The following is a 22,048-nucleotide window of genomic DNA, read 5'->3' on the forward strand; positions in this document are numbered from 1 at the left end:
TGTGCTGGGATTTAATGCCGATGCGGCATGGGGTGGTGTCGATGGCGGCGTTGAGATACCGATGTGCAAAAATAAATTACCGTTGATTTGGGTGGATTACAAAGTGCTGCCGGATGGTGCCATTAAATTAATGACCTATCACCGAGAGCACCCAAACGCGCCAGAATTCGCCCGAAATATACGGAGCGGTTACGCTGACGGTGATTTGATTGACATCCCTGTCGGTCGGTCTATTTCTGTCCGCGTCCAGATGCCGGAGGATTCGGTGTGGAATTTGGGGCAGGGGAGAGGGTGAGTTGGAGTTGTGATGGGGAAAAGCCCTCGTGGGGAGGGCTATGATATTTGCATATTAGAAACGATAGCCAACACCAACTACAAATGTTCCTACTTTAGCCTTCTCCAAATCAGAGTATTCGTAGGTAACATCAACAGCTACATTTGAGATAGGGTTAAATTGTAATCCCGCACCGTAGGCAACGGCTGTTTTATTTTCTCTGTCTGTCATATATACGCCTAAGCCAGATCCAGTCTTATAATCTTCAATATTAGCCGCACCAATCAAGGCATAGGTGCTGACATATTCATTAAAGCGATATGTCGGACCTGCCATCCATGACCTATAAGTAATTTCTCTGGTAAGTTTTCCTATATTGCCAAGGAACATTTTCTCTTCTTCCCTAGTCAATGTGAACGAGCTTATAACTCCCCAATTATCATTAATTTCATAACGATATTTCAAGTTGACACCTTTTGGATTTTTATCCAGTTTATCTCCTTCAAGTTTCAGTTTCACATCGCTTTGAGCGTAGCCTACTGAAATGGTGTGTTTGCCACTTGCATTTGCTGTGAATGACGCGATAGATAATCCAGCTACAATCGCTGAGGTCAATAGAGCTTTTTTCATTATTAATATCTCGTTTGTTGTATAAATCGGGCGTAAATATACAGAAACTCCGAAAAAATACAATGGAAAAAATAACTCAAATAAATTAATTTATATAAAGAAATTTTAATTAGTTATGTCTTTTTATTTCCAAGCAAGCGCCATGAAACATTGACAGTTGATGAACCCGCAGAAAGTTGTGGGTTAAAATTCAATCAGCATTGTTAATTGGGATTTGAAAGCCCATCTAAGTGGGAATGCCTACTTTGGTTTTGTACACACAGGTGAGTGTGTGAGAAATTTTTCGGATACCTTGTGCTTTCGTGTGTTGGGTACGTGATAACCCTCGACGCAAAGGAGTATCGATATCCCCTACGGGGTCAAAGTGACGACCTCGGACAAATCAGTGAGTTAATCAATTGTAACGGAAATCGTTATAGTTGCCGCAAGGTGTGACATCCCATTTTGGGTATGGAGGAAATCACCACACCTTTTATTGTGCAGGTATCCCATAAGTTAAAGGGCAGATTTCTGCCCTGTAGCGACGCAGTTCTTTATCCTCTTCATTTCCCCTATTTAACGAGCGTGAAATTCATTGCTATATGCTATAGTGAGTATGTTTTCTGTTTGTACATACTGGTGTACATTTGTTATCTTATCAAGTTGTATAATTTATTTAATTGCATGTTTTAATTGGATTAAATTAAGTGTAATACTCTTTTTTAAAAGAACAATGCCAAAATTTCCGCAGCAGAAAGCATAACAAGCTGAGTAAAAGGATATTGTATGCGTACTAATTATTGTGGGCAGTTGAGCCTAGCCCATGAAGGCCAAAAAGTGACTCTTTGTGGTTGGGTAAATCGACGCCGTGATTTGGGTGGTTTGATTTTTATTGATATGCGAGATCGCGAGGGTATTGTTCAGGTATTTTTTGACCCAGACCAGGAAGAAGTCTTTGCTCAGGCTTCTGAACTGCGTAATGAATTTTGTATTCAAATCACAGGAATCGTGCGTGCGCGTCCTGATAACCAAATCAATAAAGACATGGCGACCGGCGAAATTGAAATTTTCGCAGAAAGCCTGATGGCTTTCAACCGCTCAGAGCCATTGCCACTGGATAGCAACCAGAACAATAGCGAAGAGCAACGTCTGAAATACCGCTATCTTGATCTGCGTCGTTCTGAGATGTCTCAGCGTTTGAAGACTCGTGCAAAAATCACCGGTTTTGTGCGTCGTTTTATGGATGGTGCGGGTTTCATCGATGTTGAAACGCCAATGCTGACTAAGGCAACACCAGAAGGTGCGCGTGACTATTTAGTGCCAAGCCGTGTTCATAAAGGCGAATTTTATGCACTACCGCAGTCTCCTCAGCTTTTCAAACAATTGTTGATGATGTCGGGTTTTGACCGTTATTACCAGATTGTAAAATGCTTCCGCGATGAAGATTTACGTGCAGATCGCCAGCCAGAATTCACCCAGATCGACGTTGAAACCTCGTTTATGACTGCTGAACAAGTCCGCGAAATCATGGAAAAAATGATCCGTGAACTCTGGCTGGATGTAAAAAGTGTCGATTTGGGTAACTTCCCAATTATGACATTTGAAGAAGCCATGCGTCGCTTTGGTTCGGATAAACCAGACCTGCGTAACCCTCTGGAATTGGTGGATGTTGCTGATCTGGTTAAAAACGTGGAGTTCTCTGTTTTTGCAGAACCGGCAAATAATCCAAAAGGCCGTGTGGCAACGATTTGTGTTCCCGGTGGCGCAGAACTGAGCCGCAAGCAAATTGATGAGTACGGTAAATTTGTTGGCATCTATGGAGCGAAAGGGCTGGCATGGATGAAAGTTAACAACCGTGCTGCTGGCTTGGAAGGAGTACAAAGCCCGGTTGCCAAATTCCTGTCCGAAGAAGTTGTCGAAGGCTTGTTGTCCCGTACCAATGCGCAGGATGGTGACATTCTGTTCTTCGGTGCTGACAAGAAAAATATTGTCACTGATGCGATGGGTGCGTTGCGCTTGAAACTGGGCCGCGATTTGAACATCACGGATCTGGCAAGCTGGAAACCGCTTTGGGTTGTTGACTTCCCAATGTTTGAAGACAACGGCGAAGGTGGTTTGACTGCAATGCACCATCCATTTACTGCTCCGTGTGATTTGTCGGCGTCTGAGTTGGAAAGCAACCCAGAAGCAGCTATAGCGAATGCTTACGACATGGTTATCAATGGCTATGAAGTAGGTGGAGGCTCCGTCCGTATCCATCGCAATGAAATGCAGCAGGTTGTATTCCGCATCTTGGGTATCAATGAGCAAGAACAGCAGGAGAAATTTGGCTTCTTGCTGAACGCCCTGAAATACGGTGCGCCTCCGCATGCAGGTCTGGCTTTCGGTTTGGATCGCCTCGTCATGCTGCTGACCAATACAGATAATATTCGTGATGTGATTGCTTTCCCGAAAACAACGGCAGCAGCATGTCTGATGACTGATGCTCCAAGTCAGGCGAATTCGGCAGCATTGGAAGAGCTGGCTATTTCAGTGGTTAAAAAAGAGAGCGAATAATGGCTTATAAGCGCCCTGAATCTGTACTGGTTATGATTTACGCCTTTGACAGCAAAAGGGTGCTGATGTTACAGCGACGGGACGATCCTGAATTCTGGCAATCTGTAACAGGTAGCCTTGAAAAGGACGAAAAACCGAGGGAGGCAGCGTTACGCGAAGTACAGGAAGAGATAGGCATTGATATTATCAATGAAAATCTTGAACTGATGGATTGTCAACGCTGTCTTTATTATGAAATTTTCTCACACTTACGACATCGATATGCTCCGGGAGTAACGCGGAATAAAGAGCATTGGTTCTTTCTGGCGTTGCCCGAGGAGCGAGAAATCTTGCTGACTGAACATCTGGCTTATCAATGGATGGCGGCGGAAGAAGCCGCTAAATTGACAAAGTCGTGGAGCAATCGGCAAGCAATTGAAGAGTTTGTAATTTAGTTCATTAGTCTACAAGACGTTTTATCGGAGATATTTTCATGGCAGGTCATAGTAAATGGGCCAATACGAAACACCGCAAGGCTGCACAGGATGCAAAACGCGGTAAGATTTTTACTAAAATTATCCGTGAATTGGTAACAGCTGCACGATTGGGCGGTGGCGATTCAGATTCTAACCCACGTTTGCGAGCTGCCATCGATAAAGCGCTGTCCAACAACATGACTCGCGATACTTTGAATCGTGCAATTGCCCGCGGTGTTGGCAACGACGATTCCGATAATATGGAAACCATCATTTATGAAGGTTACGGCCCGGGTGGTACAGCGGTTATGGTTGAGTGCTTGAGTGATAACCGTAACCGTACTGTTTCTGATGTTCGTCACGCGTTTACCAAAACGGGTGGGAACTTGGGCACTGATGGTTCTGTTTCTTATCTGTTTACCAAGAAAGGGGTTATTTCCTACGCACCGGGCTTGGATGAAGATGCGGTGATGGAAGCAGCGTTGGAAGCAGGTGCTGACGATGTTGAAACTTATGACGATGGGGCGATTGACGTCTACACTACACCAGAGACTTTTGGTGATGTTAAAGATGCCCTGGGCGCGGCGGGCTTCAAGGTAGATTCCGCAGAAGTTTCTATGATCCCTTCCACCAAAGCGGAACTGGATGCAGAAACTGCACCTAAATTACTTCGTCTGATCGATATGCTTGAAGATTCTGACGACGTTCAAGAAGTTTATCATAATGGTGAAATCTCTGATGAGGTTGCAGCACTGCTGTAATTAGCATTAGGGTTCACAGCGTAGAGAAAGTGTTCCTTGATATCAGGGCACTTTCTCTAACGTTTTTATCCCATATCACAAGCGAACCGACTTGGGCAAGATTTAGGCGAATTATTCGATCTTGTGAATAGCTCGTGTGGTGAATTGTTCGATATGGTGAATAGCTTGATATGGCGATTATGGCGATTATTCTTGGTATTGACCCCGGCTCCAGAGTTACGGGGTATGGCGTTATCCGCCAACAGGGACGACAACTTATCTATCTTGGTAGCGGTTGTATTCGAACAAAAGTAGATGACTTACCCAGTCGTTTGCAAAAGATCTATGCCGGAGTGACTGAAATTATCACTCAATTTCAGCCCGATGCTTTTGCAATAGAGCAAGTTTTCATGGCAAAAAATGCAGATTCCGCCTTGAAATTGGGGCAGGCGCGTGGCGTGGCGATTGTCGCTGCATCTAACCAGTCTATTCCTGTATTTGAATATGCAGCCCGTCAGGTTAAACAAACTATAGTCGGTACGGGGGCGGCGGAAAAAAGCCAGATACAGCACATGGTACGTTCGATGTTGAAATTATCTGCTAATCCGCAGGCTGATGCCGCCGATGCTCTGGCTATTGCCATCACGCATTGTCATTTCAATCAAAATTTACTCCGGGTAGGTGATGTGCGGTTAAATTTAACTCGAGGCCGCTTGAAATAATTGATGCTGGATATACGTCCAGTTTTTTTTGTGCTATAAGCTAGCGGAACGATTTATTTTTATTTTCAGGGGGTAAACAGTGATAGGGCGTTTGAGAGGAACCGTGTTGGAAAAACAGCCGCCGTTGGTTTTATTGGAAACTAATGGTGTCGGTTATGAAGTTCATGTGCCAATGACCTGTTTTTATGAACTGCCTGAAATTGGTCAGGAAGCCATTTTATTTACGCAATTTATTGTACGTGAAGATGCTCAGTTATTATATGGGTTTAATGATAAACAAGAGCGGGCACTTTTCCGTGAACTGATTAAAGTGAATGGCGTTGGACCAAAACTAGCTTTGGCGATCCTTTCCGGCATGTCTGCCCAGCAATTTGTTACGGCAATAGAACAGGAAGCCATTGCTTCATTGGTTAAATTACCGGGTGTCGGTAAAAAAACGGCTGAAAGACTCGTTGTTGAGATGAAAGATCGCTTTAAGGGGCTTAATGGCGATCTGTTTAACCAAAGTAGTGATATTAATTTGCCTGTTGCTACCAAACAAGCGAACTCCTCTGCCGATATTGAAGCAGAAGCAGTAGCGGCATTGGTTTCTCTGGGATATAAACCACAGGAAGCCAGCCGGATGGTGAGCAAAGTAGCTAAACCGGGCGCAGATTGTGAAACCCTTATTCGAGAAGCGCTTCGTGCGGCTCTGTAATCACAGGAGTTGAGTGATGATTGAAGCTGACCGTCTGGTTTCAGCAGAAGTTCTGCAAGATGATGAAGCTGTTGATCGTGCTATTCGGCCGAAATTTCTGTCTGAATATGTTGGTCAACCTCATGTTTGTGAGCAAATGGAAATTTTTATTCAAGCGGCTCGTCAACGTGGTGATGCATTGGATCACCTGTTAATTTTTGGGCCTCCCGGATTGGGTAAAACCACGCTGGCAAATATTGTTGCAAATGAAATGGGGGTTAATCTCCGAACAACATCGGGGCCAGTGTTGGAAAAAGCGGGGGATCTCGCGGCCATGCTTACCAATCTGGAACCGCATGATGTGCTATTCATTGATGAAATTCACCGCTTATCGCCAGTTGTGGAAGAAATTCTCTATCCCGCAATGGAAGATTATCAACTGGATATCATGATTGGCGAAGGGCCTGCCGCCCGATCAATCAAGATTGATCTCCCGCCATTCACTTTGGTTGGAGCAACCACTCGCGCGGGTTCTTTAACTTCACCATTACGTGATCGATTCGGTATCGTACAACGCCTTGAGTTTTACAATGTTGATGATTTGCAGAGTATCGTTTCCCGCAGCGCGCACTATATGGGATTAAGTATTTCAGATGACGGTGCAAGGCAAATCGCGATGCGTTCCCGTGGGACTCCCCGTATAACTAATCGATTATTGCGTCGTGTGCGTGATTTTGCTCAGGTGAAAGGTAATGGCTCGGTGGATAACACTATTGCATCCCAAGCCCTTGATATGCTGAATGTGGATTCAGCCGGGTTTGATTATATGGATCGTAAGTTGCTGGTGGCCATTATTGATAAATTTATGGGTGGTCCTGTTGGATTGGATAACTTGGCAGCGGCGATTGGTGAAGAACGAGAAACTATCGAAGATGTATTGGAGCCTTTCCTGATTCAACAAGGATTTATCCAACGAACACCACGAGGGAGAATTGCGACCAATCATGCTTATCAGCATTTTGGATTAAGCAAGGAAAGTGGATCATAATCTATGAAAGTGTAATTCGATAAATGTGTAAGCCAATTACTCCCAAATTATAAAAGGGTTACAACTAGTTAAATTGTAACCCTTGTTGGTCGCATTTGGGCGGTTAAAAAGCAGTAAAATAAAAAGTGATGAGGATAAATATCAGCTTCTTGCCTTACACATTAAACTCAATGCAAATAATATTGCTGAGCAAAGCACAACAGAAGGCCCTGCCGGAGTGTTATAAAACGCCGATAACGTTAACCCTCCCGTAACAGAAAGCATACCGAGAATAATTGCAAAACATGCCATTTGTTCAGGTGTGCGGGAGAAACGACGAGCGGTAGCGGCAGGGATAATCAGCAAGGAAGTGATAATTAATGCTCCGACGAATTTCATCGCCAGCCCAATGGTCAATGCTGTCACTAACATCAGGAGAACACGTAGGCGTTGGATTTTAATGCCATCGACAAAAGCCAGATCTTGGCTAACTGTCATTGATAGCAAAGCGCGCCATTGCCATATCAGCAATCCAGCAACAATCGCGACACCGACCGCAATCAACCAGAGATCTTCATAAGTCACAGACAGTAAATCACCAAATAAGTAAGCCATCATATCGACTCTGACATTGGTCATAAAACTGACGACGACTAAACCGAGCGATAGAGCACTGTGAGCCAGAATGCCTAATAATGTATCAACCGCCAATTGCGGACGTTTTTCCAGCCAAACTAAAATAATTGCCAGGATGAGTGTAACGGCAATAACTGCATAAAATGGATTTACATTCAGTAAGAAGCCGAATGAGACACCAAGCAGTGATGCGTGTGCAAGTGTATCGCCAAAATAGGACATTCTGCGCCAAACGACAAAAGAACCAAGAGGCCCTGCGGCAATGGCCAAAAAAATACCGGCTAGCCAGCCGGGAAGCAATAATTCAATCATCGACGCGATTCTCCAACGTTTTTCAAAATTATTTTCCCTCTAAGATCATGATGATGATTGTGGTGATGGCGGTAAACTGCCAGTTGCTCTGCACCATGACGTCCAAACATTGCAATAAATTCTGGATGCATTGACACCACTTCTGGTGTTCCAGAACAGCAAATATGTTGGTTAAGGCATAAAACTTCGTCTGTTTTCGCCATTACTAAGTGCAGATCATGAGATACCATAAGTACAGCGCAATTAAGTTCTGTCCTGATTTGATTGATTAAATCGTAAAGCGCCAGTTGGCCATTGACATCAACACCTTGTGTTGGTTCATCAAGAACCAAAAGTTGAGGTTGATTCAGTAAGGCTCTGGCGAGTAACACTCGTTGAGTTTCTCCACCTGACAGTTTCTGCATGGGTTGTTCCAGCAAGTGGGTCGCGTTGACCCGATTTAATATTGGCATGATATCTGCTGATTTCACGTTGGGTCTTAGCATCATGAAACGTTTAACAGTCATGGGCAGAGTGGGATCAAGGTTAAGTTTCTGTGGGACATAACCAATTCTCAGCACAGGGCTTTTTTCGATAGTGCCCAAAGTAGCTTGGATTAAACCAAGAACGACACGAACCAGAGTCGATTTCCCCGCTCCGTTCGGGCCGATCAGGGTCAGAATTTTACCTTGCTTGAGATTAAATGAAATATTGTTCAATACCTTGCGGTGACCAAATTCAACCGTAATATTTTTTAGGGTTATCATAGTTAACGTGTTAAAAGAATCTTGCAGAATCATTGAGATGTTATAATATAACAAAATTGTTTTTTTTGCATGGAATATTCATATTATGTTACACAAGCCACAGAAATACGCGCATAAATTTTTTCGTAAAATCGCGCTAGCTACTGCATTAGTAGCAGGGATGAATGGCGTTGCGCAGGCAGATGTCGTTACATCTATTCGTCCATTGGGTTTTATTGCTACCGCCATTGCTGATGGTGTAACAGATACTCAGGTACTTTTGCCCAATGGCGCTTCTCCACATGATTATGCGTTACGGCCTCTGGATGTACAAAAAATTAATCAGGCTGATTTGGTTGTCTGGATTGGCCCGGATATGGAAACTTTTTTGGCAAAACCGATAGCTAAAATTGAACGGAAAAAACAGCTGGCACTGGCTGAATTATTAACCATCAAACCACTGTTGTTGAAGAATAATGAAGATGATAATGATTTCGATAGTGAATTACATAATCATAAATATGATACAGATCATAAACATCATCATCACGGCGAATATAATATGCATATTTGGCTTTCTCCAGAGATTGCGAAGAAAGTCGCTCAGGCAATATATGATCAGCTTATTGAACAATATCCTCAGCAAAAACAGCGATTAGAAGTAAACCTACGTAAATTCAATGGACAGCTTGCACAAACTGATAAGAATATTGCTAATATTTTAAAGCCTATAAGAAAACAGGGTTATTTCGTTTTTCATGACGCATATAGTTATTTTGAAAAACACTACCAACTGGCCCCGTTGGGTGTTTTTACGGTTAATCCTGAAATACAACCCGGAGCCCAGAGATTACACTATATACGAACACAATTAGTTGAGCAGAAAGCGAGATGTATTTTTGCTGAACCTCAATTCAGGCCAGCTGTTATTCATGCCGTAGCAAAAGGCACAGATGTACGCATCGGAATACTTGACCCTTTAGGGAGTGGCATTGCATTGGACAAAGATAGCTATATGAAATTTATAACTCAGCTGTCACAACAATATGCGAGCTGCCTGAATTAGTACAATAAGGAATTTTATTAGTGCAGCAAATAGCTAAAACTATCGTTCTGGTATACAACAACCTGCCCAAACCACATAAGATCATGCTTGGATCCCTAACGCTGGTCACTTTGGCTATCGCGATATGGCGGCCGGTTATTTACCATGAACGAGAAGAACGGACAGGTAACATTATTCTCAATATTTCCGATAGTGTTCCGGAAGTAGCATATCCAGATGCGACAGATGATGTAGCAGGGGATGATAATGAACAACTTCCCAATGAAGGCATTGGGGATGAAGATGGCAGTTCTGATGCAGCAACAAATGTTCCGCATAAGTATGTTGTTTCCAATGGGGATAGCCTGAGTTCGATTTTAAATCAGTTTGGCATTAACTCTTCCGATATTGCTTTGTTGGCAAATCAATATAGCGCGTTGCGTAATTTAAATATTGGTCAATCATTATCGTGGACTACTGACGATAACGGTAATTTAAAAACACTGACGTGGGATATTTCGCGTCGTGAAATTCGTACTTATACCCGCGAAGGTAGTGATTTCCAAGAAGTACAAGAATTCCAGAAAGGGGAATGGAAAAATAAAGTTATTATAGGCACAGTCGATGGTAGTTTTAATGGTAGCGCCCTGACCGCTGGGTTAACCAGCAGTGAAGCCAGAGAAGTGACAAAAGCGCTGCAATGGCAGATAGATTTCCGTAAATTACGTAAAGGCGATCGTTTTTCTGTGCTGATGTCCCGTGAAATGCTTGATGGAAAAAGTGAACAGAGCCAGTTGTTAGGTGTTCACTTACAGAGCGGAGGTAATGATTATTATGCTTTCCGTGCCAATGATGGCCGTTTTTATGATAGCAATGCTTCCGGTCTGGAGCGTGGTTTCTTGCGTTTGCCTACAACTAAACAATTCAGAGTGTCTTCTTCTTTCAATCCACATCGGTTAAATCCGGTCACTGGCAGAGTTACTGCACACAGAGGGGTTGATTTCGCTATGCCTGTAGGAACTCCTGTTCTGGCGGTTGGTGATGGTGAAGTTATTGTATCCAAATTTGATGGTGCAGCGGGTAATTTCATCGCCATTCGACATGGCCGTCAATATACCACTCGATATATGCACTTGCGGAAATTATTGGTAAAACCGGGTCAGAAAGTGAAACGAGGTGAACGTATTGCGCTATCAGGAAGTACAGGACGTTCAACAGGCCCACATTTGCACTTTGAATTCTGGGATAATCAGCGACCGGTTAACCCGCTCACCGCAAAATTACCGCGTTCTGGCGGGTTAAGTGGCAAAGAGCGTACAGAATATGTAGCAATGATTAAGGAGATTAAACCTCAATTGTTGCTAGATTAAGTTGTTGCCGGATTAAGTACTCCTGCTCCAGATTATTGACAGACATAAAAGCGGATGATTGCTATCATCCGCTTTTATATTATTTTTTGTTGTAAACTTGTGCCTTGAAAGCGAGTGTTGGAATCATCAGAGTTAGCTCATGAATAGAGAAAAAGATACAGATAGTAAATTGGGATATGTCCCTCGGTTTCATCGATCTTATTTGCATCCTCGTTATTGGGGGCTTTGGGCTGGTGTAGGAGTATTGGCCGGATTGGCTTATATTCCAGCAAAATGGCGTGATCCATTGTTAGCCAAGATAGGTGTTTGGGCGGGTAAAAAAGCGAAAAGCGCTCGTCGCAGGGCGAAAATCAATTTAATTTACTGTTTTCCTGAGTTAACGGAACAACAGCGCGAAGACTTGATTGATAGAATGTTTGCTAGTGCGCCTCAGTCATTTGTCATGCTGGCAGAGCTTTGCCTAAAAGGCGCTGAAGAAACGTTGATGCGTACTCAGTGGCACGGTGAGGAAATTTTTCAGACATTACAAGCACAAGGGAAAAATGTCATCCTAATGGTTCCTCATGGATGGTCAATTGATATTCCTGCCATGCTTTTGTCAGCACGTGGTTACAAAATATCAGGTATGTTTAACCATCAGAGCAACCTTGTAGCTGATTATTTGTGGAATAAAGCGCGTCAGCATTTTGGTGGACGTTTGCATTCTCGTGATGCAGGAATTAAGCCCTTTATTGCATCGGTACGTGAAGGCTTTTGGGGATATTATTTGCCCGATCAGGATCATGGTGAAGAACATAGCGAATTTGTCGATTTTTTTGCCACCTATAAAGCGACACTGCCAGCACTTGGGCGTTTGATGAAAGTTTGCCGGGCAGCCGTTGTTCCGTTATTTCCGGTTTATAATTACGAAACCCATCAGTTGGATATTTATATACGTCCACCAATGGACGATATTGCAGGGCAAGATGATGCTTATATTGCTCGTCGCATGAATGAGGAATTAGAAGAATTAGTTAAACCTAATCCTGAACAATATACTTGGATCTTAAAATTACTCAAGACGCGGAAAGAAGGGGATATTGAGCCTTATAAAAGGAAAGAACTTTGATTCTTGAATAATTTCCAGCCCTCCGGTTAATGATGATAAGTGGCAGTACACTACCACTTATCATCTGTTTTTATGAATAATTCGTTATTCAACTATTTATTATTCAGTTATTTATTATTCAACTTCAAGTATGCGGCAGGTATTGGTACTACCAACTGTTCTCATCTGATCGCCCTGAGTCACCAGCACTAAATCTCCGGTGGTGAGGTCGCCTTTATCACGCAGGCGGTTAACAGCTTCGCTTACCGCAGCGATCCCATCAGTGTGTGAGCTACAATAAACAGGTGTTACACCACGATAAAGTGCGGTACGGTTTAAGGTCGATTCATGGCGTGACATGGAGAAGATGGGCAGGCCAGAACTAATACGAGACATCATGCGAGCCGTGCGACCAGATTCGGTCATGGCAATAATTGCTTTGACGCCTTTTAAGTGATTGGCTGCATACATGGTAGACATTGAAATTGCTTCTTCAATGCTATCAAATGTAATATCCAAGCGATGTTTGGAGACATTGATACCCGGCATTTTTTCCGCCCCGATACAGACTTTTGCCATAGCAGCAACGGTTTCCGCTGGGTATTGACCCGCCGCAGTTTCGGCAGAAAGCATAACCGCATCAGTACCATCCAGTACCGCATTAGCAACATCCATAACTTCAGCACGCGTCGGCATTGGGTTGGTGATCATGGATTCCATCATTTGTGTAGCAGTAATCACGACACGATTCAGTTGGCGGGCACGACGAATCAGTTTTTTCTGTACGCCGACCAGTTCAGGGTCACCGATTTCAACACCAAGATCACCACGGGCAACCATGACAACATCAGACGCCAGAATGATTTCGTCGATAATTTCATCGCTGCTGACGGCTTCCGCTCGCTCAACTTTTGCGACAATTTGGGTTTCACAGCCTGCATCTCGTGCAAGACGACGGGCGTAATTCAAATCTTCACCTGAACGGGGGAAAGAAACAGCAAGATAATCAACACTAATTTTGGCGGCTGTAATGATATCTTCTTTATCTTTTTCGGTCAGTGCTTCGGCTGATAATCCCCCGCCCAGTTTATTGATGCCTTTATTGTTGGAAAGTGGGCCTCCAACGGTTACTTCTGTGAAGACTTGCATGCCCTGAACTTTCAGGACTCTCAATTGAACGCGCCCATCATCCAATAGCAGGATATCACCGGCCGCTACATCAGACGGTAGACCTTTATAGTCAATACCGACTTTTTCTTTATTTCCTTCTCCCTTACCCAGATTGGCATCCAGCAGGAATTTATCCTCAACATTCAGGAAAATTTTTCCTTCCTTAAACGTGGATACGCGTATTTTAGGCCCTTGAAGATCACCAAGTATAGCAACGTGACAGCCTAAACGGGCGGCAATTTCGCGCACTTTATTCGCACGTTGGACATGATCTTCCGCAGTGCCATGAGAGAAATTAAGGCGGACGACGTTGGCACCCGCGCTGATAACTTTTTCTAGATTGTTGTCACGATCTGTAGCCGGGCCGAGTGTAGTGACGATTTTTGTTCTTCTGAGCCGTCTGGACATGTATTACTCCGTTGACTTGTGAAGTATATATACTTTGCGTTTTTCAAGTTGCAGCTTTATTGACTGAGTTCACTCTGGTCACATAGTTATCTATGTTTTCAGGGATTCGTTCCCTTGTCGTTATGCTGTAACCCGAAATCCATTGGGTATATGAGTTTTTAATTACCTTAGAATAACCATTTTATTTGTTGAGTATTAACCCCGTGCTGCGAATATGCAGATAGGGAAAAGTCTACATATGCTATCAGTCTGGAGAGTTGATAAATAGTGAACAAAAACACAGTCTATTTTCTGGTTTATGATTCATGCTTATCAAACCGTGAATTACGTAACGCTTCTTTGACCCTCTTCAAGTTATCCCTGAATTTTGAGCCTCGGCGTAGTGTAAAACCGGTTGCCAGTACATCAATGATGGTTAATTGAGCAATTCTTGAAACCATCGGCATATAAATATCCGTATCTTCAGGAACATCCAGCAAAATGGAAAGGGTAGCTTCCTGCGCTAATGGGGAGCTTGTTGAGGTAATGGCGATTACGGTTGCATCATTTTTGCGGGCCAGTTTGGCAATTTCTACGAGGCTTTTTGTTCTTCCTGTATGGGATATCAGTACGACAACATCGCCTTCGATACTGTTAATGCAGCTCATGCGTTGCATCACAATATCATCAAAATAGGTAACCGGAATATTAAAGCGAAAAAATTTGTTCATGGCATCATGGGCCACAGCCGCTGATGCTCCTAAACCGAAAAAAGAGAGCTTTCTGGCTTGTGTCAGAAGGTCGACGGCACGGTTAACTGCTGCAATATCCAGGTTACTTTTGACCGTTTCCAGATTCGCCATAACTGATTCAAAAATTTTGTTTGTATAAGAGGTGACGCTGTCACTTTCTTCTACATTGCGGTTCACATAAGGTGTACCATTGGCGAGGCTCTGTGCCAGATGTAATTTAAAATCGGGAAAACCTTTGGTATCGAGGCGTCGACAAAAACGATTAACCGTCGGTTCACTCACATTCGCCATTTTAGCCAGAGTGGCAATACTTGAATGGATGGCAGTTTGTGGTGAAGCAAGAATGACCTGCGCAACCTTTTTTTCTGACTTACTCAAAACATCAAGACTATTTTGGAGCCGTTCCAGTGTGTTCATAAAACGCAGTTCAACCTCGGTTTTAGCGATTTCATTAACAGGAGAAATCTATTTCATTTTCATGGAAATATACTACTTGTTATGGAAAGCTGGCAGTGGGAACAACCGGATAACTTGAGATTTTTCATGAAAATATGACAGGTATCTAACTTTCAACTTGGTAAGATTACTTCTTAATCGTTGTAAATTTTCAGTTGATAGTTACTATTCGGTATAAACCCTGACCATATTATTAGTGAATATAGCACTAATATGAATGTGAAAACAGCGTATAGAAAACGGGCATAAGGTTATTTAATAGCCTGCATTCAATAAGTTCACCTTGTAACCAATACAGAAGCAACGTGAAATACGAAAGAAGACATGAATAATCAGTGTTTACTGCATATAACCAAAGGAGTACATTACCCACAGATTCTGTAAAAAAATTACAATATCCCGTAATTGAGGAGATGCAACATGGCGGTGATGTCTACAGCTCAGGCTTGTAATTTGGTAATTTTTGGGGCGAAAGGAGACTTAGCACGCCGGAAATTAATGCCTTCCCTTTATCAGTTAGAAAAAGCGGGTTATATCCACCCTGATACCCGAATTATCGGTGTCGGTCGCGCAGACTGGGATAAAAAAGCCTATATCAAAGTCGTTGAAGAAGCGTTGGCTACATTTATGTCCGAGAAATTGGATTCAGAATTGTGGAAGAAGCTCAGTTCACGTCTGGAATTTTGTAATTTGGACGTAAATGAAACAGAACATTTCACCGAATTGGCAAAAATACTTAATAAGGATAACTTGCCAGCGATTCACTATTTTGCGATGCCACCAAGTACGTTTGGCTCAGTATGTCATGGGCTGGGAGCTGCAAGACTGAATGCGGAACCCAACCGTGTTGTGATGGAAAAGCCATTGGGAACGGATCTTGCTTCTTCCCGAGCGATTAATGATGAAGTTGCAAAATATTTCAATGAAAGCCAAATCTACCGCATTGACCATTATTTAGGTAAAGAAACCGTGCTGAATTTGTTGGCATTGCGCTTTGCCAACTCACTTTTTGTCAATAACTGGGATCATCACACGATTGATCATGTGCAAATCACTGTTGCTGAAGAAGTTGGTATTGAAGGACGTTGGGGCTATTTCGACCAGGCAGGTCAGATGCGGGATATGATCCAGAACCATCTTTTGCAAATCCTGACCATGATTGCTATGTCGCCACCGGCTGACCTAACAGCTGATCGTATTCGTGATGAGAAAGTAAAAGTGCTGCGCTCATTGCGTCGAATTGATCACACCAATGTGCGGGAAAAAACTGTTCGCGGACAATATACGGCGGGTTTTGTACATGGTAAGAAAGTTCCTGGTTATCTGGAAGAAGAGGGAGCAAATAAAGCCAGCAAAACGGAAACATTTGTATCGATTCGTGTTGATATTGATGATTGGCGCTGGTCTGGTGTACCTTTCTACCTGAGAACAGGGAAACGTTTGCCAGCTAAGTGTTCTGAAGTTGTTGTTTATTTCAAAGAGCCGTCTCTGAATCTGTTTGCTGAATCCTACCAAAAATTACCTCAGAATAAATTGACGATCCGCTTGCAGCCAGATGAAGGTATTGATATTGAAGTGCTGAATAAAGCGCCGGGGCTGGAGCATAAACATCGTTTGCAAACGACCAAACTGGATCTGAGTTTCTCTGAAACATTCAATCAGACGCACTTGGCTGATGCTTATGAAAGATTGTTGTTGGAGGCGATGCGCGGTATTCAGGCACTGTTTGTTCGCCGCGATGAAGTGGAAGAAGCATGGAAATGGGTGGATTCCATTATGGAAGCATGGGCTGCGGATAACGAACCACCAAAGCCTTATCAGGCAGGTAATTGGGGACCAGTTGCTTCTATTGCCATGATTACCCGTGATGGGCGTTCGTGGAATGAGTTTGAGTAATTTGTGTGTTATTTGATTTGTACTAAATCTACTCATTAAAATAACAGCCGGGCTTAATGTCCGGCTGATGTTTATTAAATAATGCGATGTTATTGAGCGCCATTAATTTATTATTTAAAATTAAACCACTATTCCAAAATAAATTATTAATCCGTGCTGAAGGCATGTTTTTAAATTTGAATTTATATCGAAAAATAACATAATAAAAATTGATGTAGGAGAGTTTTCTTTTTTAATTAAATGATGAAATTTATCAAAAACTGATTATTGCTTAAAAAATAAAATTAGTATAAATAGACATTGTTATTTTTGTCGTCAAGATATGAGTTGTCAAAAATATTCAATTTGAAATATTATATCAAAACTTATACCGAGCCGGTATTACGTTGTATTTCCTTTAATGATTTTGATCTCAATGCTATTGCACCAATATCTTATCCAATGTCATCAAGCGAGATGCCAAATTTGATATCTGAATAATGGAATTTTTCGTTACTCTACTTTTAATAATAAAAGTGGAGTAAGTGGTTTTTATTTACTGGGATGTAATATAGGCTGTATTTCTTAAAATAATATTAGCCTTGCAAATTAAACTCGGTATTTGATGGTACATGTTTGGTTGTTTTGGAACAGCGGAGAATGTGATGAATAAAAATAATAAGCAAATACAATACGTTGCTTTTTATTTTGAACTATGGTAGAAATGTGCCACTAACACTATAAATATGAGGGTTCGTAGTATATCACACAGTGAACATCGTGTGATGAAAGAATAAAATATCATGAATAGCGCCAAAAGCGTCAACATTCAACATAGTAAAAAAATTCAACGTTGTACCCACGTTTTTTTCCTATCAACTATCTTATCCAGTGAGCACTATTGGTGCGGCGCCCTTTAGGGCCTTCTCCTGTTAACCGGTTTTTTACCGGCATTTCCCTTTTGCCAAAATATTTCGCTAAAACGTCAGGTTGATTTTGACATTGCGTAGTTGCATTTACAGCCGATCTTGTTGGCATTTATAGCTTGATATCTTGGCATACTTATCAGCATGTTCAGGAGAAAAAAATGATTTATTGGATATTTCTTGCACTGGCAATTGTGGCGGAAGTAATTGGCACTCTGTCGATGAAACAAGCCAGCGTTTCAGGTGATTTTGCAGGCATGATTGTGATGTACACCATGATCATAACTTCTTATATTTTGCTGGCAATTGCTATAAAAAAAGTGGCATTAGGTGTGGCTTATGCACTATGGGAAGGTATTGGGATCCTGTTTATTACTGCTTTTAGTGTAGTGTGGTTCAACGAGTCACTGTCATTGATGAAAATTGGTGGATTGACATTATTGATAGCAGGAATTGCTTTGATCAAGGTAGGGTCAAAAAAAGCCCCGGACCATGCTTCAAACAATACATCAACCCCATCAAATAATGTTTTGAACAAGCAAGTCAAGGAGGCATGATATGCTAACCCAATTTGAATGGTGGCATGGTGCATTCTTGGTTCTGGCGGTTGTTTTGGAAATTGCGGCAAATATTTTATTGAAATTATCCAATGGCTTTCAGCGCTTCTGGATTGGTATTTTATCCCTGATTGCTGTTTTAGGCGCATTCAGTTCGTTGGCTCAGGCAGTAAAAGGGATTGAACTTTCCATTGCTTATGCTTTGTGGGGAGCGTTCGGCATTATTGCTACAGTAGCAGCAGGTTGGATCATGTTTAATCAACGACTGAATTTTAAGGGATGGGGCGGTATTGTACTGCTGTTAATCGGTATGATTATGATTAAGATGGCTTAATTTTTACGTTTCATACCTTAAACTTCATTTTATACATTCATTTACAAAATGGCATTGAACGAGAGATAATTCGTTCAATGCCATGTTTTTTTGATGAAGAAGCTTATAAAGCGGCGATAATTTTGATTTCTACTTTATATTTAGGATTCATCAATGCCGCTTGGACAGTGCAACGGACGGGAGCGCTTCCCGCAACAACCCATGCATCCCAAGCAGTATTCATACCTGCAAAATCGGCCTTATCTGCCAGAAAAATTGTAGCATCCAAAATCTTGCTCTTGTCTGAGCCAAGACGATGTAACAGGGTATCAATGGCAGCCAGAGTATCGGCAGTTTGCTCTGTAATATCGCCGTCCAGCTTTTCTGGCACGCTGGTATAATAGATAGTGTCATTGTAAACGACCGCTTCTGACCAACGAGTATCTGGGTCGATGCGTTTAATAGTCATTAAATCTCCTGTTAATATATACAGTTTATTTGCTGAATTGGGTGGTTATTACAACTCAGTATTGGCATAATTCTGCCACAATTTATTGAAAGAGACAGTTCGTGTCAGACGATTTTGCGAAAAATGGCGTACTTGCCAAAGCCATACCGGGTTTTAAGCCACGTGATGCTCAGCGGGAGATGTCTTCGGCTATTACTGTTGCGATCAAAAAACAGCAACAACTGGTTGTAGAAGCAGGAACAGGAACCGGTAAAACATTTGCTTATCTGGTGCCTGCTTTACGTTCCGGTAAAAAAGTCATCATTTCTACGGGTTCCAAAGCGTTGCAGGATCAGCTCTACAATCGAGATCTTCCTACCATCGTTGATGCTTTAGGTTTTACAGGCGATCTGGCGCTATTAAAAGGGCGCTCAAATTATCTATGCCTTGAGCGTCTTGAACAACAGTCAATCGGTAATTCCCAGCTCGAAGCTGAAATATTGGCGGAAGTCATCAAATTGAGGCATTGGTCAGCCCATACAGAAGATGGCGATATCAGCAGCTGCCATCAAGTGGCGGAAGACAGCACTGTCTGGCCGCTGGTCACAAGTACCAATGACAATTGTCTTGGTAGTGACTGCTCTCGCTATAAGGAATGTTTTGTTCTGAAAGCTCGTCGAAAAGCGATGGAAGCAGGTATTGTAATAGTTAACCATCATCTCTTTATGGCTGATATGGTGGTTAAGGATACCGGATTCGGTGAATTAATTCCGCAGGCAGATATCGTGATTTTCGATGAGGCTCACCAAATTCCTGATATTGCCAGTCAATACTTTGGTCAGCAGTTAAGTAGCCGCCAATTGATGGATTTATCGCGTGATATCATCATGGCTTACCGTATTGAAGCGCGCGATCAGGCACAATTACAAAAAAGTGCAGATCGCCTTAGCCAAAGTGCGCAAGATTTTCGTTTGTCATTGGGTGAAAACAGCTATCGAGGCAATCTCCGCGAAGCCTTGCGGCAGCAACAAGTTCAGCGGGCGTTAGTACGGTTGGATGATGCTCTTGAGCTTTGCTATGACGTGATGAAGCTCTCTTTGGGGCGTTCAACCATGCTGGATGCGGCTTTTGAGCGAGCAACCGTTTACCGCAATCGTCTTAAGCGTTTGATTGATGTCAGCATACCCAATTACAGCTATTGGTTCGAAAGTTATGGACGACACTTTTTGCTGGCACTGACACCATTATCTGTTTCTGACAAATTCAGCGAGATGATCAGTGAACAATCGGGTTGTTGGATTTTTACCTCGGCAACATTATCGGTCAATGAACAACTAAGCCATTTCACTGAACGTTTGGGGCTGAAACAAGCACAAACACTGCTCCTGCCCAGTCCATTTGATTATCAACGTCAAATGTTATTGTGTGTTCCTCGTCATTTGCCATCACCTAATCAGAATGGCGGCGCAAAATGGTTGGCTCGTATGTTGAAGCCATTGATTGAAAGTAATAAAGGACGTTGTTTTTTCCTCTGTACTTCTCATCAAATGATGCGCAGTTTGGCAGAAGAGTTCCGTGCCAGTATGACATTGCCAGTATTGGTGCAGGGTGAGACGAGCAAGACACAATTGCTGACACAATTTATCTCTGCGGGTAATGCCTTGCTGGTGGCGACAGGCAGCTTTTGGGAAGGGGTCGATGTCCGTGGTGATGCGTTATCCTGCGTTATTATTGATAAATTACCGTTTACTGCGCCGGATGATCCATTGCTTAAGGCGCGTATTGAGGATTGCCAACTTAAGGGGGGAGATGCCTTTAATGAAGTTCAACTTTCCGATGCGGTGATTGATTTGAAACAGGGCGTTGGACGGCTGATTCGTGATATCGACGATTATGGTGTTGTGGTCATTTGTGATAATCGGTTAGTGATGCGTCCATACGGTGAGGTTTTTCTGAATAGTCTGCCTCCTGCTCCCCGTACCCGTGATTTATCAAAAGCGATAGCGTTTCTGAAATCACGTCCATTACAGTCAGGGTAAAATTGTCTGGTGTAAAATTGTCCGGAGTAAAATTGTCGGGGCGATGATGTTGGGGCTATGGTAGTATAGCCCCTTGTTTTGGATTTTATTCTTGCCGGAGTTAAGGCATGTTCACGCGGATTTTAGCTATTGATACTGCAACTGAAGCCTGTTCTGTTGCACTTTGGAATGAAGGTGCTGTTGAGGCACAGTTTGAAATTTCCCCACGAGAACACACTCAACGTATTTTACCGATGGTTCAAGACGTATTATCGAAAGGTGATATGAGTCTACAACAATTGGATGCGTTAGCGTTTGGACGTGGGCCGGGTAGTTTTACCGGTGTACGGATTGGTGTTGGCATTGCTCAAGGTCTGGCATTGGGCGCTGAATTACCGCTGATTGGGGTTTCTTCCCTGAAAACGATGGCTCAAGGGGCTTTTCGTTTGAAAGGGGCAACAAACGTTCTGGTTGCCATTGATGCCCGGATGGGTGAAGTCTACTGGGGGCAATATACCCGTAATTCGCAAGGTGAATGGCAAGGTGATGAAACAGAAGCCGTTTTGAAACCTGAACAGGTGCAGGAGATCATGAACTCTCTGTCAGGTGAGTGGACGATTGCTGGAACAGGGTGGGAAGCTTACCCTCAATTATTGCACAGTCACTTAACACTGATAGCAAGTGATATCACTTTGCCCCATGCAGAAGATATGCTGCCATTGGCGATTCAAATGTGGAAAGCGGGGAAATCGACAGCGGTTGAATATGCTGAGCCTGTCTATCTACGTAATGAAGTTACATGGAAAAGATTGCCGGGCCGTTAAGGAGTTCTGTCTGGTGAAATAAAATTCATGCAACTTGTGGCAGGAAGCGGTGTCCATGAGTATAGAGAGCGAGCGTGTGGTTAACTGG

21 protein-coding genes are annotated in these 22,048 nt (G+C 42.8%); 15 read left to right on the top strand and 6 right to left on the bottom strand.

Annotated elements, in window-relative coordinates; translation table 11 throughout:
- Nucleotides 1–295: phage tail fiber protein (locus PSI23_RS05945; RefSeq protein ID WP_444876148.1), on the top strand; the 295-nt coding region annotated here is incomplete at its 5' end.
- A gap of 54 nt (nt 296–349) precedes the next feature.
- Here the strand turns inward: PSI23_RS05945 and PSI23_RS05950 are convergent.
- Nucleotides 350–904 (bottom strand): Ail/Lom family outer membrane beta-barrel protein, encoded by a 555-nt coding sequence (locus PSI23_RS05950; RefSeq protein WP_273554223.1) that lies wholly within the window; start codon nt 902–904, stop codon nt 350–352.
- A gap of 765 nt (nt 905–1,669) precedes the next feature.
- Here PSI23_RS05950 and aspS point away from each other — a divergent pair.
- The 6 genes from aspS to ruvB all read left to right on the top strand — a co-directional run bounded on the left by aspS (nt 1,670) and on the right by ruvB (nt 7,080).
- Nucleotides 1,670–3,439, top strand: coding sequence for an aspartate--tRNA ligase (gene aspS / locus PSI23_RS05955; protein ID WP_273554224.1), 1,770 nt, complete (start codon nt 1,670–1,672; stop codon nt 3,437–3,439).
- Entirely contained in the window at nt 3,439–3,873 is a 435-nt protein-coding gene (nudB, locus tag PSI23_RS05960; RefSeq protein WP_273554225.1) for a dihydroneopterin triphosphate diphosphatase, read from the top strand. Before aspS ends, nudB begins: the two co-directional genes overlap by 1 nt.
- 38 nt (nt 3,874–3,911) lie before the next feature.
- Nucleotides 3,912–4,655 carry a YebC/PmpR family DNA-binding transcriptional regulator gene (locus PSI23_RS05965; protein WP_273554226.1) on the top strand — a complete coding sequence of 248 codons (744 nt, stop codon included), beginning with the start codon at nt 3,912–3,914 and terminating at the stop codon, nt 4,653–4,655.
- A 179-nt stretch (nt 4,656–4,834) separates the two neighbouring features.
- Nucleotides 4,835–5,356 (top strand): crossover junction endodeoxyribonuclease RuvC, encoded by a 522-nt coding sequence (gene ruvC / locus PSI23_RS05970; RefSeq protein ID WP_273554299.1) that lies wholly within the window; start codon nt 4,835–4,837, stop codon nt 5,354–5,356.
- A 79-nt stretch (nt 5,357–5,435) separates the two neighbouring features.
- Nucleotides 5,436–6,053, top strand: a complete 618-nt coding sequence (ruvA, locus tag PSI23_RS05975) for a Holliday junction branch migration protein RuvA (RefSeq protein WP_273554227.1) — start codon at nt 5,436–5,438, stop codon at nt 6,051–6,053.
- A 16-nt stretch (nt 6,054–6,069) separates the two neighbouring features.
- On the top strand, nt 6,070–7,080 hold the full coding sequence (ruvB, locus tag PSI23_RS05980) for a Holliday junction branch migration DNA helicase RuvB (protein WP_273554228.1): 1,011 nt from the start codon (nt 6,070–6,072) through the stop codon (nt 7,078–7,080).
- A 141-nt stretch (nt 7,081–7,221) separates the two neighbouring features.
- Here ruvB and znuB read toward each other — a convergent pair whose 3' ends face one another.
- Together znuB and znuC are read right to left on the bottom strand one after the other, a co-directional pair.
- Nucleotides 7,222–8,007 carry a zinc ABC transporter permease subunit ZnuB gene (gene znuB / locus PSI23_RS05985; RefSeq protein WP_273554229.1) on the bottom strand — a complete coding sequence of 262 codons (786 nt, stop codon included), beginning with the start codon at nt 8,005–8,007 and terminating at the stop codon, nt 7,222–7,224.
- A complete protein-coding gene (gene znuC / locus PSI23_RS05990; protein ID WP_273554230.1) occupies nt 8,004–8,786 on the bottom strand; it encodes a zinc ABC transporter ATP-binding protein ZnuC in 783 nt (260 codons plus the stop codon). The genes znuB and znuC overlap by 4 nt, the downstream gene beginning before the upstream one ends.
- A 52-nt stretch (nt 8,787–8,838) precedes the next feature.
- Here znuC and znuA point away from each other — a divergent pair, with 52 nt between their 5' ends.
- From znuA to lpxM, 3 genes are all read left to right on the top strand, one after another.
- Nucleotides 8,839–9,798, top strand: a complete 960-nt coding sequence (znuA, locus tag PSI23_RS05995) for a zinc ABC transporter substrate-binding protein ZnuA (RefSeq protein ID WP_273554231.1) — start codon at nt 8,839–8,841, stop codon at nt 9,796–9,798.
- Nucleotides 9,799–9,818: 20 nt separating this feature from the next.
- Nucleotides 9,819–11,147 carry a murein DD-endopeptidase MepM gene (gene mepM / locus PSI23_RS06000; RefSeq protein WP_273554232.1) on the top strand — a complete coding sequence of 443 codons (1,329 nt, stop codon included), beginning with the start codon at nt 9,819–9,821 and terminating at the stop codon, nt 11,145–11,147.
- Between the two features lie 139 nt (nt 11,148–11,286).
- Nucleotides 11,287–12,255: a lauroyl-Kdo(2)-lipid IV(A) myristoyltransferase gene (gene lpxM / locus PSI23_RS06005; protein ID WP_273554233.1), complete on the top strand. Its 969-nt coding sequence runs from the start codon at nt 11,287–11,289 to the stop codon at nt 12,253–12,255.
- Between the two features lie 114 nt (nt 12,256–12,369).
- On the opposite strand, the gene pyk is transcribed toward lpxM, so the two are convergent.
- The gene (pyk, locus tag PSI23_RS06010) at nt 12,370–13,812 is read right to left on the bottom strand and encodes a pyruvate kinase (protein WP_273554234.1); all 1,443 of its coding nucleotides are present in this window, start codon (nt 13,810–13,812) and stop codon (nt 12,370–12,372) included.
- A 296-nt stretch (nt 13,813–14,108) separates the two neighbouring features.
- Complete coding sequence (locus PSI23_RS06015) at nt 14,109–14,960, bottom strand: MurR/RpiR family transcriptional regulator (protein WP_273554235.1); 852 nt, start codon at nt 14,958–14,960, stop codon at nt 14,109–14,111.
- Between the two features lie 459 nt (nt 14,961–15,419).
- Here PSI23_RS06015 and zwf point away from each other — a divergent pair, with 459 nt between their 5' ends.
- The 3 genes from zwf (at nt 15,420) to mdtI (ending at nt 18,691) form a co-directional block, all read left to right on the top strand.
- The gene (zwf, locus tag PSI23_RS06020) at nt 15,420–16,895 is read left to right on the top strand and encodes a glucose-6-phosphate dehydrogenase (protein ID WP_273554236.1); all 1,476 of its coding nucleotides are present in this window, start codon (nt 15,420–15,422) and stop codon (nt 16,893–16,895) included.
- A 1,066-nt stretch (nt 16,896–17,961) separates the two neighbouring features.
- A complete protein-coding gene (gene mdtJ / locus PSI23_RS06025; RefSeq protein WP_273554237.1) occupies nt 17,962–18,357 on the top strand; it encodes a multidrug/spermidine efflux SMR transporter subunit MdtJ in 396 nt (131 codons plus the stop codon).
- 1 nt (nt 18,358) lies between these two features.
- Nucleotides 18,359–18,691: a multidrug/spermidine efflux SMR transporter subunit MdtI gene (gene mdtI / locus PSI23_RS06030; RefSeq protein ID WP_273554238.1), complete on the top strand. Its 333-nt coding sequence runs from the start codon at nt 18,359–18,361 to the stop codon at nt 18,689–18,691.
- A 103-nt stretch (nt 18,692–18,794) separates the two neighbouring features.
- Here mdtI and PSI23_RS06035 read toward each other — a convergent pair whose 3' ends face one another.
- Nucleotides 18,795–19,139 carry a RidA family protein gene (locus PSI23_RS06035; protein WP_273554239.1) on the bottom strand — a complete coding sequence of 115 codons (345 nt, stop codon included), beginning with the start codon at nt 19,137–19,139 and terminating at the stop codon, nt 18,795–18,797.
- A gap of 101 nt (nt 19,140–19,240) precedes the next feature.
- On the opposite strand from PSI23_RS06035, the gene yoaA reads away from it, so the two are divergent.
- Nucleotides 19,241–21,157 (top strand): DNA repair helicase YoaA, encoded by a 1,917-nt coding sequence (yoaA, locus tag PSI23_RS06040; protein WP_273554240.1) that lies wholly within the window; start codon nt 19,241–19,243, stop codon nt 21,155–21,157.
- Nucleotides 21,158–21,264: 107 nt separating this feature from the next.
- A complete protein-coding gene (gene tsaB / locus PSI23_RS06045) occupies nt 21,265–21,960 on the top strand; it encodes a tRNA (adenosine(37)-N6)-threonylcarbamoyltransferase complex dimerization subunit type 1 TsaB (RefSeq protein ID WP_273554241.1) in 696 nt (231 codons plus the stop codon).
- Nucleotides 21,961–22,048: the final 88 nt, after the last annotated feature.

This window comes from Xenorhabdus yunnanensis (assembly GCF_028598805.1).
Lineage (GTDB): Bacteria > Pseudomonadota > Gammaproteobacteria > Enterobacterales > Enterobacteriaceae > Xenorhabdus > Xenorhabdus yunnanensis.

What these genes read in the sequence shown, in the direction of transcription:
- znuC (WP_273554230.1), bottom strand. Translation starts at nt 8,786, where the DNA reads ATGATTCTGCAAGATTCTTTTAACACGTTAACTATGATAACCCTAAAA.
- PSI23_RS05965 (WP_273554226.1), top strand. Translation starts at nt 3,912, where the DNA reads ATGGCAGGTCATAGTAAATGGGCCAATACGAAACACCGCAAGGCTGCA.
- znuB (WP_273554229.1), bottom strand. Translation starts at nt 8,007, where the DNA reads ATGATTGAATTATTGCTTCCCGGCTGGCTAGCCGGTATTTTTTTGGCC.
- lpxM (WP_273554233.1), top strand. Translation starts at nt 11,287, where the DNA reads ATGAATAGAGAAAAAGATACAGATAGTAAATTGGGATATGTCCCTCGG.
- nudB (WP_273554225.1), top strand. Translation starts at nt 3,439, where the DNA reads ATGGCTTATAAGCGCCCTGAATCTGTACTGGTTATGATTTACGCCTTT.
- zwf (WP_273554236.1), top strand. Translation starts at nt 15,420, where the DNA reads ATGGCGGTGATGTCTACAGCTCAGGCTTGTAATTTGGTAATTTTTGGG.
- pyk (WP_273554234.1), bottom strand. Translation starts at nt 13,812, where the DNA reads ATGTCCAGACGGCTCAGAAGAACAAAAATCGTCACTACACTCGGCCCG.
- ruvB (WP_273554228.1), top strand. Translation starts at nt 6,070, where the DNA reads ATGATTGAAGCTGACCGTCTGGTTTCAGCAGAAGTTCTGCAAGATGAT.
- PSI23_RS06015 (WP_273554235.1), bottom strand. Translation starts at nt 14,960, where the DNA reads ATGAACACACTGGAACGGCTCCAAAATAGTCTTGATGTTTTGAGTAAG.
- PSI23_RS06035 (WP_273554239.1), bottom strand. Translation starts at nt 19,139, where the DNA reads ATGACTATTAAACGCATCGACCCAGATACTCGTTGGTCAGAAGCGGTC.
- tsaB (WP_273554241.1), top strand. Translation starts at nt 21,265, where the DNA reads ATGTTCACGCGGATTTTAGCTATTGATACTGCAACTGAAGCCTGTTCT.
- znuA (WP_273554231.1), top strand. Translation starts at nt 8,839, where the DNA reads ATGTTACACAAGCCACAGAAATACGCGCATAAATTTTTTCGTAAAATC.
- mdtJ (WP_273554237.1), top strand. Translation starts at nt 17,962, where the DNA reads ATGATTTATTGGATATTTCTTGCACTGGCAATTGTGGCGGAAGTAATT.
- mdtI (WP_273554238.1), top strand. Translation starts at nt 18,359, where the DNA reads ATGCTAACCCAATTTGAATGGTGGCATGGTGCATTCTTGGTTCTGGCG.
- aspS (WP_273554224.1), top strand. Translation starts at nt 1,670, where the DNA reads ATGCGTACTAATTATTGTGGGCAGTTGAGCCTAGCCCATGAAGGCCAA.
- PSI23_RS05950 (WP_273554223.1), bottom strand. Translation starts at nt 904, where the DNA reads ATGAAAAAAGCTCTATTGACCTCAGCGATTGTAGCTGGATTATCTATC.
- ruvC (WP_273554299.1), top strand. Translation starts at nt 4,835, where the DNA reads ATGGCGATTATTCTTGGTATTGACCCCGGCTCCAGAGTTACGGGGTAT.